Origin of the sequence: Streptomyces sp. NBC_00582 (assembly GCF_036345155.1) — a bacterium.
GTDB lineage: Bacteria > Actinomycetota > Actinomycetes > Streptomycetales > Streptomycetaceae > Streptomyces.
This window is the reverse complement of sequence record NZ_CP107772.1, coordinates 7,504,115-7,518,257: the sequence shown is the minus strand read 5'-3', so window position 1 is coordinate 7,518,257 and position 14,143 is coordinate 7,504,115. Positions and strand designations below refer to the sequence as shown.

At 70.5% G+C, this 14,143-nt stretch carries 14 protein-coding genes; 10 read left to right on the top strand and 4 right to left on the bottom strand.

Translation table 11 applies throughout. From position 1 onward, the window contains the following. Positions 1 to 72 precede the first annotated feature (72 nt). The 9 genes from OG852_RS34065 (at position 73) to OG852_RS34025 (ending at position 9,102) form a co-directional block, all read left to right on the top strand. Positions 73 to 1,518 carry a DHA2 family efflux MFS transporter permease subunit gene (locus OG852_RS34065; protein ID WP_443064592.1) on the top strand — a complete coding sequence of 482 codons (1,446 nt, stop codon included), beginning with the start codon at positions 73 to 75 and terminating at the stop codon, positions 1,516 to 1,518. A 61-nt stretch (positions 1,519 to 1,579) separates the two neighbouring features. Then, positions 1,580 to 2,122, top strand: coding sequence for a SigE family RNA polymerase sigma factor (locus OG852_RS34060; protein ID WP_133909823.1), 543 nt, complete (start codon positions 1,580 to 1,582; stop codon positions 2,120 to 2,122). After that, on the top strand, positions 2,122 to 2,949 hold the full coding sequence (locus OG852_RS34055; protein WP_208117031.1) for a hypothetical protein: 828 nt from the start codon (positions 2,122 to 2,124) through the stop codon (positions 2,947 to 2,949). Before OG852_RS34060 ends, OG852_RS34055 begins: the two co-directional genes overlap by 1 nt. A gap of 162 nt (positions 2,950 to 3,111) precedes the next feature. Beyond that, positions 3,112 to 4,119, top strand: coding sequence for an N-acetylmuramoyl-L-alanine amidase (locus OG852_RS34050; protein WP_443064591.1), 1,008 nt, complete (start codon positions 3,112 to 3,114; stop codon positions 4,117 to 4,119). Between the two features lie 294 nt (positions 4,120 to 4,413). Beyond that, positions 4,414 to 5,742 carry an IS607 family element RNA-guided endonuclease TnpB gene (gene tnpB / locus OG852_RS34045; protein ID WP_330349938.1) on the top strand — a complete coding sequence of 443 codons (1,329 nt, stop codon included), beginning with the start codon at positions 4,414 to 4,416 and terminating at the stop codon, positions 5,740 to 5,742. A gap of 255 nt (positions 5,743 to 5,997) precedes the next feature. Next, entirely contained in the window at positions 5,998 to 6,762 is a 765-nt protein-coding gene (locus OG852_RS34040; protein ID WP_330349937.1) for a DUF5336 domain-containing protein, read from the top strand. Between the two features lie 238 nt (positions 6,763 to 7,000). Further along, on the top strand, positions 7,001 to 7,357 hold the full coding sequence (locus OG852_RS34035; protein ID WP_133909819.1) for a hypothetical protein: 357 nt from the start codon (positions 7,001 to 7,003) through the stop codon (positions 7,355 to 7,357). A 213-nt stretch (positions 7,358 to 7,570) separates the two neighbouring features. Next, positions 7,571 to 8,581 (top strand): LLM class F420-dependent oxidoreductase, encoded by a 1,011-nt coding sequence (locus OG852_RS34030; protein WP_133909818.1) that lies wholly within the window; start codon positions 7,571 to 7,573, stop codon positions 8,579 to 8,581. A 230-nt stretch (positions 8,582 to 8,811) separates the two neighbouring features. Then, a complete protein-coding gene (locus OG852_RS34025; RefSeq protein ID WP_133909817.1) occupies positions 8,812 to 9,102 on the top strand; it encodes a hypothetical protein in 291 nt (96 codons plus the stop codon). A gap of 93 nt (positions 9,103 to 9,195) precedes the next feature. Here OG852_RS34025 and OG852_RS34020 read toward each other — a convergent pair whose 3' ends face one another. The 3 genes from OG852_RS34020 to OG852_RS34010 are packed head-to-tail and all read right to left on the bottom strand — an operon-like array spanning position 9,196 to position 12,385. Continuing rightward, positions 9,196 to 10,266, bottom strand: a complete 1,071-nt coding sequence (locus OG852_RS34020) for a prenyltransferase (RefSeq protein WP_133909816.1) — start codon at positions 10,264 to 10,266, stop codon at positions 9,196 to 9,198. After that, positions 10,263 to 11,009 carry a class I SAM-dependent methyltransferase gene (locus OG852_RS34015; RefSeq protein ID WP_133909815.1) on the bottom strand — a complete coding sequence of 249 codons (747 nt, stop codon included), beginning with the start codon at positions 11,007 to 11,009 and terminating at the stop codon, positions 10,263 to 10,265. The genes OG852_RS34020 and OG852_RS34015 overlap by 4 nt, the downstream gene beginning before the upstream one ends. Then, positions 11,003 to 12,385: a glycosyltransferase family 4 protein gene (locus OG852_RS34010; protein WP_330349936.1), complete on the bottom strand. Its 1,383-nt coding sequence runs from the start codon at positions 12,383 to 12,385 to the stop codon at positions 11,003 to 11,005. The genes OG852_RS34015 and OG852_RS34010 overlap by 7 nt, the downstream gene beginning before the upstream one ends. Before the next feature lie 221 nt (positions 12,386 to 12,606). Here OG852_RS34010 and OG852_RS34005 point away from each other — a divergent pair, with 221 nt between their 5' ends. Continuing rightward, the gene (locus OG852_RS34005) at positions 12,607 to 13,230 is read left to right on the top strand and encodes a TetR family transcriptional regulator (protein WP_133909813.1); all 624 of its coding nucleotides are present in this window, start codon (positions 12,607 to 12,609) and stop codon (positions 13,228 to 13,230) included. 184 nt (positions 13,231 to 13,414) lie between these two features. Here OG852_RS34005 and OG852_RS34000 read toward each other — a convergent pair whose 3' ends face one another. Beyond that, entirely contained in the window at positions 13,415 to 14,005 is a 591-nt protein-coding gene (locus tag OG852_RS34000) for a hypothetical protein (RefSeq protein ID WP_133909812.1), read from the bottom strand. Positions 14,006 to 14,143: the final 138 nt, after the last annotated feature.

Sequence of the window (14,143 nt, the reverse complement as noted above, 5' to 3'; positions counted from 1 at the left end):
GCGGACGGTACCCGGCCGGTCCACAGGCCTGGGCCGAAATCCCGATGCAAGGGGTGCAAGCCGGTTGAGACCATGACGCCCATGCTCGAAGCCGCCGACACCACCCGCCCCCGGACATCCCACCGCCCCCTGCCCCGCGCCTGGCTGGTCGTGGCGCTCGCCTGCGCCGGCCAGTTCCTCGTCGTCCTGGACATCTCCGTCGTGAACGTGGCCCTCCCCTCGATCCGCGCGGACCTCGGCATGAGCCCCGCCGGACTGCAATGGGTGGTGAACGCCTACGCCATCGCCTTCGCCGGATTCATGCTGCTCGGCGGCCGCGCCGGTGACCTCTACGGCCGCAAACGGATGTTCCTGACCGGCCTCACCCTGTTCACCCTCACCTCCCTGGCCGGCGGCCTCGCCCAGGAAGGCACGCACCTCCTCCTGGCCCGGGCCCTGCAGGGCCTGGGCGCGGCGGTCCTCGCCCCGTCGACACTCACGCTGGTCACCTCCGCCGTGCCCGAGGGCGCCGCACGCGCGCGGGCGATCGCCACCTGGACGGCGGTCGGCGCCGGCGGCGGAGCCGCGGGCGGACTGGTCGGCGGGGTGCTGGTGGACCTGATGTCCTGGCGCTGGGTCCTGCTGATCAACGTCCCCGTCGGCGCCGTCGTCCTGCTCGGCGCCCTGCGCGGGCTCACCGAGAGCCGCGCCGGGGACCGGCGGCGACTGGACCTCCCGGGCGCCCTGCTCGTCACCGCCGGCCTCGCCACCCTCGCCTACGGCATCTCCCAGACGGAGGCCCAGGGCTGGACGGCGTACGCGACCCTCGTCCCGCTGGCCGCCGGACTCGCCCTCATCGGCCTCTTCCTCGCCGTCGAGTCCCGCACGGCGGCCCCGCTGATGCCGCTCGGGCTGTTCCGGCTGCGGGCGGTGTCGGCGGCGAACGCGGCGATGTTCGTGTGCGGCTCGGCCATGTTCTCCATGTGGTTCTTCATGACGCTGTACACGCAGAACGTCCTCGGCTACGACCCCCTGGAGGCCGGCCTCGCCCTGGTGCCCAGCTCCCTCGCCGTCGTCCTCGGCTCCAAGCTCGCCCCCCGCCTGATGCGCTCGGCCGGAGCCCGCACCGTCGCCGCACTCGGCACGCTCGTCGCGGCGGTCGGCTTCGGCTGGCAGTCGACGATGAACGCGAACGGCGCATACGTCACCGGGATCATGCTGCCGGGCGTGCTGATGATGCTGGGCGCGGGCCTCGCCTCGACCCCGCTGGCCGCGCTGGCCACCTCCGGAGCCGCACCCGGCGAGGCCGGCCTCGTGTCCGGCCTGGTCAACACCTCCCGCACGATGGGCGGCTCGCTGGGCCTCGCGGTGCTCTCCACCCTCGCGGCGGCCCGCACGGGCGGCAGCGGTACGCCACAGGCACTGACCGAGGGGTACGCGCTCGCGTTCCGGACGGGGACCGGGGTGCTGCTCGTGGGGGTGGTGCTGATGCTGCTGTGGCTGCCGCGGAAAATCTCCTCACACCCCGTCACCGTCTGAGGCAACGATCCGCCCCCCTCACGGCCTCTTCTGTCTATCTAGGAGGCGCTAGGAGGCGCACATGGGGGATCCGAAACAGGCCTGGGACACCGAGTTCCAGACCTTCGTCACCGGCCGCTGGCCGCGGCTGATGCGCACGGCGTTTCTTCTCACGGGGGAGCAGCACGCCGCCGAGGACCTGGTCCAGACGACGCTGGAGCAGGTCTATGTGGCCTGGCGCAGAGTCGCCTCGGCCGACGACCCGGAGGCCTATGTACGGCGGGTGATGATAAACGCGCATGCCCGCAGGTACCGCAGGAAACTGCGCGAGTTCCTCGCCCCGAAGAGCGACGAACCGGGCCTGGCCCACGAGGTCGCCGACACCGGCGACCGCATCGCGCAGGCCGACGACCGCCACGCCCTGCTCGGCGCGCTGGCCGAGCTGCCGCCACGGCAGCGGGAGGCGGTGGTCCTGCGGTACTGGGAGGACCTGACCGAGACACAGACGGCCGAGGCGATGGGCTGTTCGGTCGGCGCGGTGAAGAGCAACGCGGCCAAGGGCATCGCGAAGCTGCGCGCGATACCGGCACTGGCGGACATGGTGACGTACGGAAGGCGGAAGTGATGAGCGCGGACCGGGAGACGAACCACCCCATGGCACAGCACGCCATCGCCCTGCTGCTGGCCGACGCCGCGGACGAGGTCGAGATCGGTATAGCCCCCACCCAGGCGCTGATCCGCGGCGGCCGCCGCCGCAAGGCCCGCCGCTGGGCGGTGACGGCCGGCACGGCCCTGGTGGCCGCGGGCTCCACAGGGGCGCTCGCGCTGACCGGCCTCCCCGGAGGCGGGGACCGGGTGGCCCCGGCGGCGCCCCGGCCGGCGGTGACCGGCTCACCGTCGCTGTTCCAGCCGCACAACCGGGTCACCCTCGCGACCGGCACGGACGCGGGCGTGGAGTGGCGGGTCTCCCTCGACGTCTGGCCGGCGCCCATCGACGCCGAGGACGCCCGGTCCTCGATGGACGCGATGGCGCAGTACGGCGAGACCCCGGGCGTGACCACACCCGAGGAGCTGGTCGGCAGAAGCGCCTGGTTCGTGCACCGCGGCACCACCTCCCGGGGTGGCGTCGACCGGGAGCACGTGACCGTGCAGGGCCTGACCACCGAGGACGACATGCTGTCGGGCAAGGACATCGACGCCGTCGCGGTCCCCCTCTCCCCCGTCGGCGAGGAACCGGACCGCCTGGTGATCGGCCATGTGGCGAAGACGGCCCGGCAGGTGACCTGCACCTGGAAGGACGGCACCACGACGAAGATCCACCGGGTCCCCGCGGGGGCCGACATCAACAGCGACGACCTCGCCATCCGGACGACCGACGGCTCCCCCTACAACTGGTTCGTCTGCCTGGCCCCCAAGGGCACGGAGTACAAGTCGGCGCAGGTGACGGGATAGAGGGGGCAGGAGGGACAGAGGGACAGGAGAGGCAGAGAGGCAGGAGGGACGGGAAGGGGCCGGGAGCGCGACCGGGCGACCACACCCGTCGGCGGCGCCCGCACGCGGTCGGGGGCCCGCGGTTCCCGGGCCGGGGCGGAGGTGCCCGTTAGGGTGGCAGGCGTGTCTTACACCGGTCCGCACTCCGAGCCCTTCGGCCCCACCGACCCGTACGACCCCTACGGCCCCCCGCGGCCGCGCCGCTCACCGCTGCGGCGCACGCTGACCGTGGCGCTGGCCGCACTCGTGCCCGGGGCGCTGCTGGGGTGGCTGGTGTACGAGACGCTGGGCGGGTCCGGAAACGGCGGGGACGACGGGGGGAACGGGGCGGAGGGGGTGGGGGCGGGGGCCCGGACAAGCGTCACCGGCTCACCCACCGCCGGCACTCCCGACCACAAGGCCGGCACCCTCTCCGCCTCCGCCTCCCCCTCCCCCGGTCAGGACGCGGACGCCGCGACCCCGCTCAAGGGGAGGGTCGTCGTCATCGACCCCGGCCACAACGTCACCAACTCCCAGCACACCGCGGAGATCAACCGCAAGGTGGACATCGGCACGAACTTCAAGGAGTGCGACACCACGGGGACGTCCACCAACTCCGGTTACAGCGAGGCGAGGTTCACGCTGGACGTGGCGCACCGGCTGCGGACGCTGCTGCAGGAGCAGGGGGCGACGGTGAAGCTGACCCAGGACGGGGACCGGCCGTTCGGGCCGTGTGTCGACGAACGGGCCCGGATCGGGAACGCGGCGCACGCCGACGCAGTGGTGTCGATCCACGCGGACGGCTCGGCGGAGGGCAACCGGGGCTTCCATGTGATCCTGCCGGGCGCGGTGCACCAGGGGGCCGCCGACACCCGGGCGATCGTCGCGCCGTCGAAGGAGCTCGGGAAGCTGATCGCGGACGACTTCGCGCAGAGCACGGGCAGTTCGCGGTCCAACTACATCGGCGACGGCACCGGTCTCGTCACACGTGAGGACCTGGGCGGTCTCAATCTGTCAACGGTTCCGAAGGTGTTCATCGAGTGCGGCAACATGCGCGATACCAAGGATGCGGCACTGCTGACCAGCGGCGCCTGGAGGCAGAAGGCGGCGCAGGGGATCTCGGACGGCATTGCAAGCTTCCTGAGAAAATAGACACAGCTGCTGAGCAATCCATCACTGCATCTCAGCCCCTCTCCGCCTGTGCCGTGATGGCGTTCCCCGGATAGGAACGGGAGTTCTTTCATCGAATCCGTGACCTTCATGGGTGGTGCTCGTTGGGTGCGGTGAGGGAATCTTCGAAGCGGAGGGGAAGCTGCCGAGTGAGCGGGAAGTTCCGGCTGCGGCCCGGTTGCCTGGTGCAGGCCTACAAGTTCGCTCTCGATCCGAACGGCGGCCAGCAGCCTGCGCTCGCACTGCGGCGCCGCTCGCGCCGCCTACAACTGGGCCGTGTCCTGGGTGACCGCCTCGTGGTGGCAGCGCAAGGCGGAAACCTCCTACGGTATCGGTGAGGAGCAGTTGACGCCATGGCGGTCGTGGTCGCTGCCCGCGCTGCGCAAGGAGTTCAACCAGATCAAGACCACCGACCCGAGATTCGCCGACTGGTGGCAGGAGAACTCCAAGGAGGCCTACAACACCGGGCTCACGAACGCGGCCGCCGCGTTCGACAACTACGCCAAGTCCAAGCAGGGCAAACGCAAGGGCGCCAGGGTGGGTGTCCCGCGCCGGAAACCGAAGCGGAAGGCCCGCCTGGCCTGCCGGTTCACCACCGGCGCGATCCGCATCGAACCCAGCGGCCGGCACATCACCCTGCCCCGGCTGGGCACGATCCGCACCCACGAACCCACGGTCAAGCTCCTGGCCCGCATCAAGGCCGGAACGGCGCGTATCCTCTCCGCGACGGTCCGGCACGAGCGCGGACGCTGGTTCGTCTCCCTCCAGGTCGAGACGGCCCGGGAGATCACCCGTGTCGACCGCCCGGATACCTCGGTCGGGATCGACCTGGGTGTGAAGTACCTGGCAGTCATGGCCGACAGTTCCGGCAAGGTCCACTACGTGCCCAACCCCGGGCACCTGGACGGCGCTCTCAAGCTTCTGAGGCTCCATTCCCGCCGTGTCACCCGTCGGCAGGGACCGGACCGCAAGACCGGCCAGAAGCCATCGAAACGATGGGAGAAGGCCAACAGGCAGCGGAACAAGATCCACCACCGGGTGGCGAACCTGCGCACCGACGCGTTGCACAAGCTCACCACCCGCGTTCGCACCGAGTACGGCACGGTGGTGGTCGAAGACCTCAACGTAGCCGGCATGCTCCGCAACAGACGGCTCGCTCGTCGAGTCTCCGACGCCGGGTTCGGGGAGATCCGGCGCCAGCTCACCTACAAGGGCCGCTGGAACGCCTGCCGCACCATCGTGGCCAATCGCTGGTACCCCTCCTCCAAGACCTGCTCGAACTGTGGTGCAGCGAAAGCCAAGCTGCCACTGCACGCGCGGGTCTTCGACTGCGACGAGTGCCCGCTTGTGATGGACCGGGACGAGAACGCAGCGCGCAACCTGGTCGCCCTCGCCGCGGCCTGCACCACTGGTACCGGAGTGGCCGGAGACCAGGACACGCCCCGCGTGTCGAAGCCTCGTGGAGCCGACCGTAAGACCCGCCGCCAACGCCTCAACCGGAACACTGGCCGAGGCGGGCGGGCAGGTGGCGCAAGCCTGCCGCACCACCAGCAGGAAGAAGCGAGAGATCGTCGTCAGGACGCCGAAGCCCTCAAGCTCTGGTGACACCGTCACGAACCTCCCAGACGGAAACGCCTGGGATACCGAGAGTCGCTGGGACTTCAAGTAACGGAATCGTGAGTTTTCTGCCGCGAGTCGTAATCGGTGTTCTGGTCCCGACGGACAGCCTCGCCGGACGGACGATAGGGTCGCTCCTACGATGAGGGGTCATGCCCCGCGCTTCACACCGGGGCCTGACGGCGACATGGTGGCAGCGACGCCTCTACCGACGACGAGACGACCTACGAAGGACCGACTGAAGTGAATATCCGCTCCCTCACTCGAGGCGACGGCGTGGTGATCGGAGCAGCGGTGCTGCTGTTCATCGCGTCCTTCCTCACCTACTACTCCGTCTCAGTGTCCGGCTATTCGGACAGCCAGAACGCGTGGGACAGCCTCGGGACGGGCCTCGGCACCTACATGGGGGGCGTCATCGGCGCCGCCCTGGTCGTCGTCAACCGCTGCCTACCGCAGCAGCGCAAGGTGGCCGGCCTGGACGTCGGCGTCGTCGGCACAGGCTTCGCGGTGCTCTCCGCCTGGACCCTCTTCTGGTCCCTGGTGGATGTTCCCGACAATATCGACGCTGGCTCCGGCCTCATCCTCGGCCTCATCGCCGCCCTTGTCCTGGCCGCCGCCGCCATAACCACCCCCCTGGTTCCCACCCTTCAGACCGCGCTCATCCCCGCCCCCAAGCCCGCCGCCCCCCAGCCCTATGGGGCCCAGCCTCCGAGCGGTTACGGCTACCCGGGTGCCCCTCAGCCAACCACTTTCGGCGGGCAGCCGCAGCAGGTTCAGCCCTTCGGGCAGCAGTCGTCGACACCGGCCCCGGCCTTCTCGCCGTTCTGGTTCGCCGTCCCCGTGCCGCGCCCGCTATTCGCGGAAGACGGCTCAGCGACGCCGATCGCCGAACTGGCACCGGGCACCTGGTACCTGGCCATCGAGCAGGGCGGCCAAGGCCTGATCGCGCAGACCCAAGACGGCCGCCGCGGCGTCCTGCGGGACGCCTCCGGAATCCAGCGCGGCTGACCCTCACCCCCCTACGGCTCCTCATCTACCTTGATGAGGAGCCGTAGTCATACACATGCGCCACATGATCTCGAGACATGACAGCGGGGCTCCCGGCAGGACAGAAGACCAACCAGGATCCGACTGTCCACAAGGAAGCCCTGGGACTCATCCGGGACGACAGCATGGGGAAATACATCTCTCCAGAGGTCGAAGTCCCTACACTGTCATGCACAGGACACTTCCCCCAAGGAGCATCATGAAGAAGCGCATCGCGTCGTTGGCGCTGGCAACCACGCTCCTCACAGGATCCCTCATCGGGGTCAGCGCGACGAGCGCCAGCGCCGCAGGTGTTTGCAGCCTGCCCGCTTGGTACACCAACAACTCGGACGGGTACGCATACCTTTACAAGGACGCAAATCTCCGGAAGGCACCGTACGGCGAATGCGCCTCGAAGGGCATCTTCGCCAAGGGCCAGAAATTCTACTACTGGTGCCTTTTGGTAAACGCATACGACAACTACTGGGTGTACGGGCGCATAGCAGGCACCGACACGACAGGCTGGATGTACTTCGACAACTTGACAAACCATCACGGGTCACTGGAACTCTGCTGACCGGAGAGCGGGCAGAGCCGGGCGCCTGACCTCACCCCAGGGAGACACGGCGGCAGCAACCCCGACTCCCGCGAGGGGCCGAAACGAGTCCATGCCAACGCCTCGCACGCACGTCACAGACAGCCACACAGACCGCCCCTCGCCCTTCCGGGCCGGGGGGCCGCTGTCGTACAGTCGCAGCCCCCGTGTCTGACGGATCGTCAGGAGGCAGGTATGCGGCTCGGTCTCGCGCTCGGTTACTGGGGTCGTGGCCCCGCGCCCGGGCATGTGGAGCTGGCGCTGGAGGCGGAGCGGCTCGGGTACGGCTCGGTGTGGACGGCGGAGTCGTGGGGTTCGGACGCGTTCACCGCGCTCACCTGGATCGCGGCGCGGACCACGAGGATCGGGCTGGGGACGGCCGTGGCGCAGATGGCGGCCCGTTCCCCCACGACGACGGCCATGCACGCGTTGACCCTGGACCATCTCTCGGGTGGGCGGATGATGCTGGGGCTGGGGTTGTCGGGGCCGCAGGTGGTGGAGGGCTGGTACGGGCGGCCGTTTCCGAAGTCGCCGCTGACCGCGACCCGGGAGTATGTGGACGTCGTACGGCAGGTGCTGGCGCGTCGGGGGCCGGTGGAGTCGGAGGGGCGGTTCCATGCTCTTCCGTACCGGGGCCCGGACGGCACCGGGTTGGGGCGGCCGTTGAAGTCGATCACGCATCCGTTGCGGGCGGATCTGCCGGTGTTGCTGGGGGCGGAGGGGCCGCGGAACGTGGCGCAGACGGTGCGGATCGCCGATGGGTGGCTGCCGTTGTACTGGTCGCCGAGCCGGCCGGACGCGTACGGGCCGGGGCTGGGTGAGCTGCGGGAGGGGTTCGTGGTCGCTCCGCTGGTCCGGGCGACGGTGTGTGCGGATGTGTCGGAGGGGCTGTTGCCGGTCAAGGCGATGCTCGGGTTCTACATCGGGGGCATGGGGCACGCGACGCGTAACTTCCATGCGGATCTGATGGGGCGGATGGGGTACGAGGAGGAGGCGCGGCGGATCCAGGAGCTGTTCCTCGCGGGGCGGCGGGAGGAGGCGGTGTTGGCGGTGCCGGACGCTTTCGCGGACGAGATCTCGCTGGTGGGGCCGCGTGAGCGGATCGCGGAGCGGTTGGAGCTGTGGCGCAAGGGGCCGGTGACGGACCTGTTGGTCGTGGCCCCGGACCCGCAGACGCTGCGGGTGCTGGCCGAGCTGAACGCGTAGGGTTCAGAGGAAGATGGCGATCGGGTTCACCGGGTGGTGAGTCGGGGTTCCTCGATCGCGTGTCTTCCGGGGTCGGACAACGGCCCTCCTGCCACTCAAGGGGACCAGGATCATCGGCGACCCCTTCGAACAGGGCGCCCCGGAAGGGTCAACTCCACGTCGGCGGTGGCGAAATGACGGCCTCTCGCGGAGCGGGGTTTCGGACGCGTGGGAGCGGTAACCCGGAGGGCATGTCCCGATATCGCAACGGCGCGAACCAGGCCGGCACCGTCATCGCGGTCGTGGCCGACGTGATGGCCCTCATCCTGGGCCTGTGGATCCTCATGTACCTGCTGGACGCCAATCGTGGCAACGAGTTCGTCCAGTTCGTCCATGACGTGGCCCGCTGGCTGGCGGGCTGGTCCCACGACCTGTTCACCTTCGACGAGGCGTGGGCGAGGGTGGTGGCCGGTTACGGCCTGGCGGCGGTGGTGTACCTCTTCATCGGACACGCGATCGCGAATCGAGTCCACCGCCACTGAGGGCGCCGCCGACGGGAGCGCCCGCCAGGAGCGCCCCTCAAGGGGTGCCCCTTGAGGGCGCGGGGAACTGCGCGACCAGCCACAACGGACGGGTCACCCGCAGCAGTCCGCCTCGAGCCCCCAGGGCAGCTGCTCACCCCCGAACACCGCGCACGTGGCCTCATGGCCCCCCAGCGCAGCCACCGCGAGCAGCAAGGACCCCGCGGTCCAAGTAGTCAGCTCCTGCGGCCATATCGCCTGGTCCTCAAACACGTACCCCGTCCAGTACAGCCCCGACTCCGGGTCCCGCAGATGCTGAATGGACTGGAGAACGACAAGCGCCCGGTCGGACTCGCCCATCGCCCACAGGGCGAGGGCGAGTTCGGCCGACTCCCCGCCGGTGACCCAGGGGTTGGGTACGACGCACCGCACACCGAATCCGGGGACGACGAAGCGCTCCCAGTCCGCCTCTATGCGGGACTTGGCCTCGGCGCCGGTCAGCGCGCCGCCCAGCACGGGGTAGTACCAGTCCATGGAGTAGCGGTCCTTGTCGAGGAACCGCTCGGGGTGGCGTCGTATGGCGTGCCGTAGCGCGCCCGCGGCCAACTCCCAGTCCGGCTGGGGCTCTTCTCGCTGTTCGGCGATGGCGAGCGCGCAGCGCAGTGCCTGGTGGATGGAGGAGGAGCCGGTGAGGAGGGCGTCGGTGGTGGGGGTGCCGTCGTCGTCCTGCCGCCAGCCGATCTGCCCGCCCGGCTGCTGGAGTCGCAGCACCCATTCGACGGCCGCGTAGACGGCCGGCCACATGCGGTCGAGGAAGGTGTCGTCGCCGGTGGAGAGGTAGTGGTGCCAGACGCCCACGGCGATGTAGGCGACGAAGTTGGACTCGCGCCCGGTGTCGGTGACGTCGTCGAAGGCGCCGTCGGCGTAGGCGGCGTACCAGGAGCCGTCCTCGTTCTGGTGCCGGGCGAGCCACAGGTAGGCGCGTTCAGCGGCCTCGTGTTCTCCCGCGGCGTCCAGGGCCATCGCGGCCTCGGTGTGGTCCCAGGGGTCGAGGTGATGGCCCCGGAACCAGGGGATCGCGCCGTCCTCCCGCTGTACGGCGAGGATGCCGGCGACGGTCGCGGCGGCCTGCTCGGCGGTGAGGACCCCGGGCAGGACGAGGTGTTCTGTCCGGGGGGTGGTCACCGGGCGGCCGCCTCGAGGCCGGTGCGGGGCAGGTGGGGCTTGGTGGCGTAGGCGACGAAGCTCTTGCCGATGAGCGGGTTGAGCGCCTGTTCGGCGACCCGGGTGGCGAGGGGCTTCTTCATGATGTCCCAGACCAGCAGCTGGTGGTACGCGCGGACCGGCAGCGCCTTGTCGTTGTCGACGCCGAAGGCGCACTTGAGCCACCAGTACGGCGAGTGCAGCGCGTGGGCGTGGTGGGTGCCGTACGGCTTGAGTCCGGCCTCGCGGATCTTGGCGAGGAGTTCGTCGGCCTTGTAGATGCGGATGTGGCCGCCCTCGACCTCGTGGTAGGCGTCGGAGAGCGCCCAGCAGACCTTCTCGGGGCCGTAGCGGGGCACGGTGATGGCGATGCGGCCGCCGGGCTTCAGTACCCGGACCATCTCGGCGAGGACGCCCTTGTCGTCGGGGATGTGCTCCATGACCTCGGAGATGATGACGACGTCGAAGGACTCGTCGGGGAAGGGCAGGGCGAGGGCGTCGCCCTCCATGGCGGTGGCGGTGGCGCCCTCGGGGGCCTCGCCGGCCTCCTTCATCGCGGCGAACCACTTGGCGACCTCGCGGATCTCCTCGCCGTTCTGGTCGAGGGCCACGACCTGGGCGCCGCGCCGGTAGCACTCGAAGGCGTGCCGGCCGGCTCCGCAGCCGAGGTCCAGGACTCGGTCGCCCGGGGCGAGCGGGAATCTGGAGAAGTCGACGGTCAGCACGTGGCCCTGCTTTCGCGATCGGATGCTCGGTTTACGACGTCAACATCTTCGGGCATCCCGGTCGCCGGGCGGCGGGCGCCCCCGGCTATCGCCTCGCGGTAGCGGGCCACGGTTCCCTCGGCGGCGCGTGCCCAGGTGAAGTTCCGCAGGACGCGGTCGCGTCCGGCGGCGCCGAGCCGGGCGCGCAGGTCGGCGTCGCCGAGGAGCCGGCCGAGGGCGGCGGCGAGGGCGCCCGCGTCGCCCGGGGGTACGGCGAGGCAGGTCTCGCCGTCGCGTCCGGCGACCTCGGGGATGGCGCCGCCGGTGGTGGCGACGAGCGGGGTCCCGGTGGCCATGGCCTCGGCGGCGGGCAGGCTGAAGCCCTCGTACAGGGACGGCACGCAGGCGACCTCCGCCGAGCGCACGAGGTCGACGAGTTCGGCGTCGGAGATGCCCTTGACGAACTCGACGGCGCCTTCGAGGCCGTAGCGTTCGATCGTGTGGGCGACGGGTCCCTCGGTGGGGCGTTTGCCGACGACGACGAGGTGGGCGTCGGGGTGCTCGGTGCGGACCTTCGCCAGGGCCTCGACGAGGAAGACCAGGCCCTTGAGGGGGACGTCCGCGCTGGAGGTCGTGACGATCCGGCCGGGTACGACGGGCACGGCCGGGTCGGGGGAGAACAGGTCGGTGTCGGCGCCGATGTGGACGACGTGGATGCGGTCGTCGCGGACGCCGAGGTGGTCGACGATCTCCCGGCGGGAGGTGCCGGAGACGGTGAGCACGGAGGGCAGTCGGCGGGCGACGCGCTTCTGCATCCGGGTGAAGGCGTACCAGCGGCGCTTGGACAGTCGCTGCTGCCAGCCGTCGGCGGCGTCGAGCTCCAACTGCCGGTCGACGGTGATGGGGTGGTGGATGGTGGTGACCAGGGGGGCGCCGACATCGCCCAACAGGCCGTAGCCGAGGGTCTGGTTGTCGTGCACGACGTCGAACTCACCGCGGCGGGCGCGCAGATGGCGGCGGGCGCGCAGGGAGAACGTCAGGGGCTCCGGGAAGCCTCCGGTCCACATGGTGGCGACCTCGAGGGCGTCGATCCAGTCGCGGTACTCGTCGCGCCCGGGGGTGCGGAAGGGGTCCGGGGAGCGGTAGAGGTCGAGGCTGGGCAGCTCGGTCAGGGTCGGGCCGTCGTGGCTCTCGTCGAGGACGGGGTACGGCTGGGAGCCGATGACCTCGACGCGGTGGCCGAGCCGGACCAGTTCGCGGGAGAGGTGCCGTACGTAGACACCCTGGCCGCCGCAGAACGGGTTCCCCTTATAGGTGAGGAGCGCGATGTCGAGCGGTCGCCCGCCGTCGGCGGCGAGGTCACGCCGGGACCCCGCCTGACTGGCCTCAGCGGTCACTCCGGGCCCCCTTCTGCCTGCACTGTCCCGCGAGGTTACGACGAGACGCTAATGTAGAACAAGTTTCAGACTTGATCGTTCGGGAGGCTCCGAATCTACCGGCAGGTAGGGGTGCTGGGAGAAGTGGATCAGGTGATTCACGCCACGGCTCACAGCGACCCGGCGGCCCTGCCATGCTGTGTGATCACCGACCCTCACCGACTGTCACGGAACGGTGCCCCATGCCTGCGGAAGAGTCCACCCAGCGCCCCGCCTCCTCCCCGCTCACGGAGCGGCAGGAGGCCCGCCGCCGGCGCATCCTGCACGCGAGCGCGCAGTTGGCCAGCCGGGGCGGTTTCGACGCGGTGCAGATGCGGGAGGTCGCCGAGTCCTCGCAGGTCGCGCTCGGCACGCTGTACCGCTACTTCCCGTCCAAGGTGCATCTGCTGGTCGCGACCATGCAGGACCAGCTCGAGCACATGCACGGCACGCTCCGCAAGAAGCCGCCGTCCGGGGACCGTCCGGCGGAGCGGGTCGCGGAGACGCTGATGCGCGCCTTCCGCGCGTTGCAGCGCGAGCCGCATCTGGCGGACGCGATGGTCCGCGCCCTGACGTTCGCCGACCGCAGCGTCTCCCCCGAGGTCGACCAGGTCTCCCGGCAGACGACCGCGATCATCCTCGACGCGATGGGCCTGAGCGACCCCACCCCCGAGCAGCTGTCGGCGGTCCGCGTCATCGAGCACACCTGGCACTCGGCCCTGATCACCTGGCTCTCGGGCCGGGCCTCCATCGCCCAGGTCCGCATCGACATCGAGACGGTGTGCCGCCTGATCGACGTAACGGACCCGAACAGGCCGCCGGCCTGATCCCCACGGATCACGCAGGCGCGGGCCGACACGCCCCGCGGGACCGATCACCGCGGATCGCCCCGGCGCCGGTGACCGGACCGGCGGACTGCTCACCGCAGATCGCACAGACGCGGGCCGACACGCCCCGCGGGACCGATCACCGCAGATTGCCCCGGCGCAGGTGACCGGACCGGCGGACTACTCACCGCAGGTCGCGCAGGAGAAGACGGAACGGCCCGGCGGACTCCTCGCACGCCGAGCCGTGCAGGTCCAGTGAGCTCAGGGCGGCGGTGATCGCCGCGCCAGGGGCGAGGGACGCCTCGTCGAGCTGGAACTCCATGCGGGTCCCCGCCCCGGGGGGCGGCGTGAACCGCTCCGGCTCCGCGAGCGGCCCGCCGCCGGCCAGCTCCTGCCGCAGCCCACGGCCGTCGCGCCAGACCTCGACGACGGTACGCGCGCTCACGGCGGAGACGGCCCAGCAGCACCAGCGGTCGGGGCCGATGAGCGAACCGAAGCCGATGCGGGGCGTTCCGTCCTCCCCCAGCGCCTCGGACGCGTCGTCGACGACGCGGAAAGCGAGGTCGCCGAGGATCTCCGCCTCGACGCGCAGGGCGTGCACGGGAGCGACCCGCGTGGCCGGATGCAGCGACCAGCCCACCACCTGCTCGAACGCCCGCGTCGGCAGGCGCGGGCTGTCCAGGCCGACGCCGAAGTACATGCCGGGCCCACGGAGCACGGCTTCGACGCCCTCGACGATCCGGATGTCGGCCGCGCTGTACTCGTCCTCGGTCACGACCGCACCGTACGGGACGCGAAGAACCTACGAGACGGGTTCCCTTCGCCGGTATTGCCCGGATCAGGTGTTGGGGGTCGCCGTCCAGCCCGACTGCTGCTTTTCGGCCTCTCAGCCCTACCGTCGACGTCGGCCTCA

Bases quoted from the DNA above. Each gene is read 5' to 3' on its own strand.
- OG852_RS34035 (WP_133909819.1), top strand. From the start codon at position 7,001: ATGAAGAAGCGCATCGCGTCGTTGGCGCTGGCAACCACGCTCCTCACA.
- OG852_RS34060 (WP_133909823.1), top strand. From the start codon at position 1,580: ATGGGGGATCCGAAACAGGCCTGGGACACCGAGTTCCAGACCTTCGTC.
- OG852_RS34030 (WP_133909818.1), top strand. From the start codon at position 7,571: ATGCGGCTCGGTCTCGCGCTCGGTTACTGGGGTCGTGGCCCCGCGCCC.
- OG852_RS34005 (WP_133909813.1), top strand. From the start codon at position 12,607: ATGCCTGCGGAAGAGTCCACCCAGCGCCCCGCCTCCTCCCCGCTCACG.
- OG852_RS34025 (WP_133909817.1), top strand. From the start codon at position 8,812: ATGTCCCGATATCGCAACGGCGCGAACCAGGCCGGCACCGTCATCGCG.
- OG852_RS34055 (WP_208117031.1), top strand. From the start codon at position 2,122: ATGAGCGCGGACCGGGAGACGAACCACCCCATGGCACAGCACGCCATC.
- OG852_RS34065 (WP_443064592.1), top strand. From the start codon at position 73: ATGACGCCCATGCTCGAAGCCGCCGACACCACCCGCCCCCGGACATCC.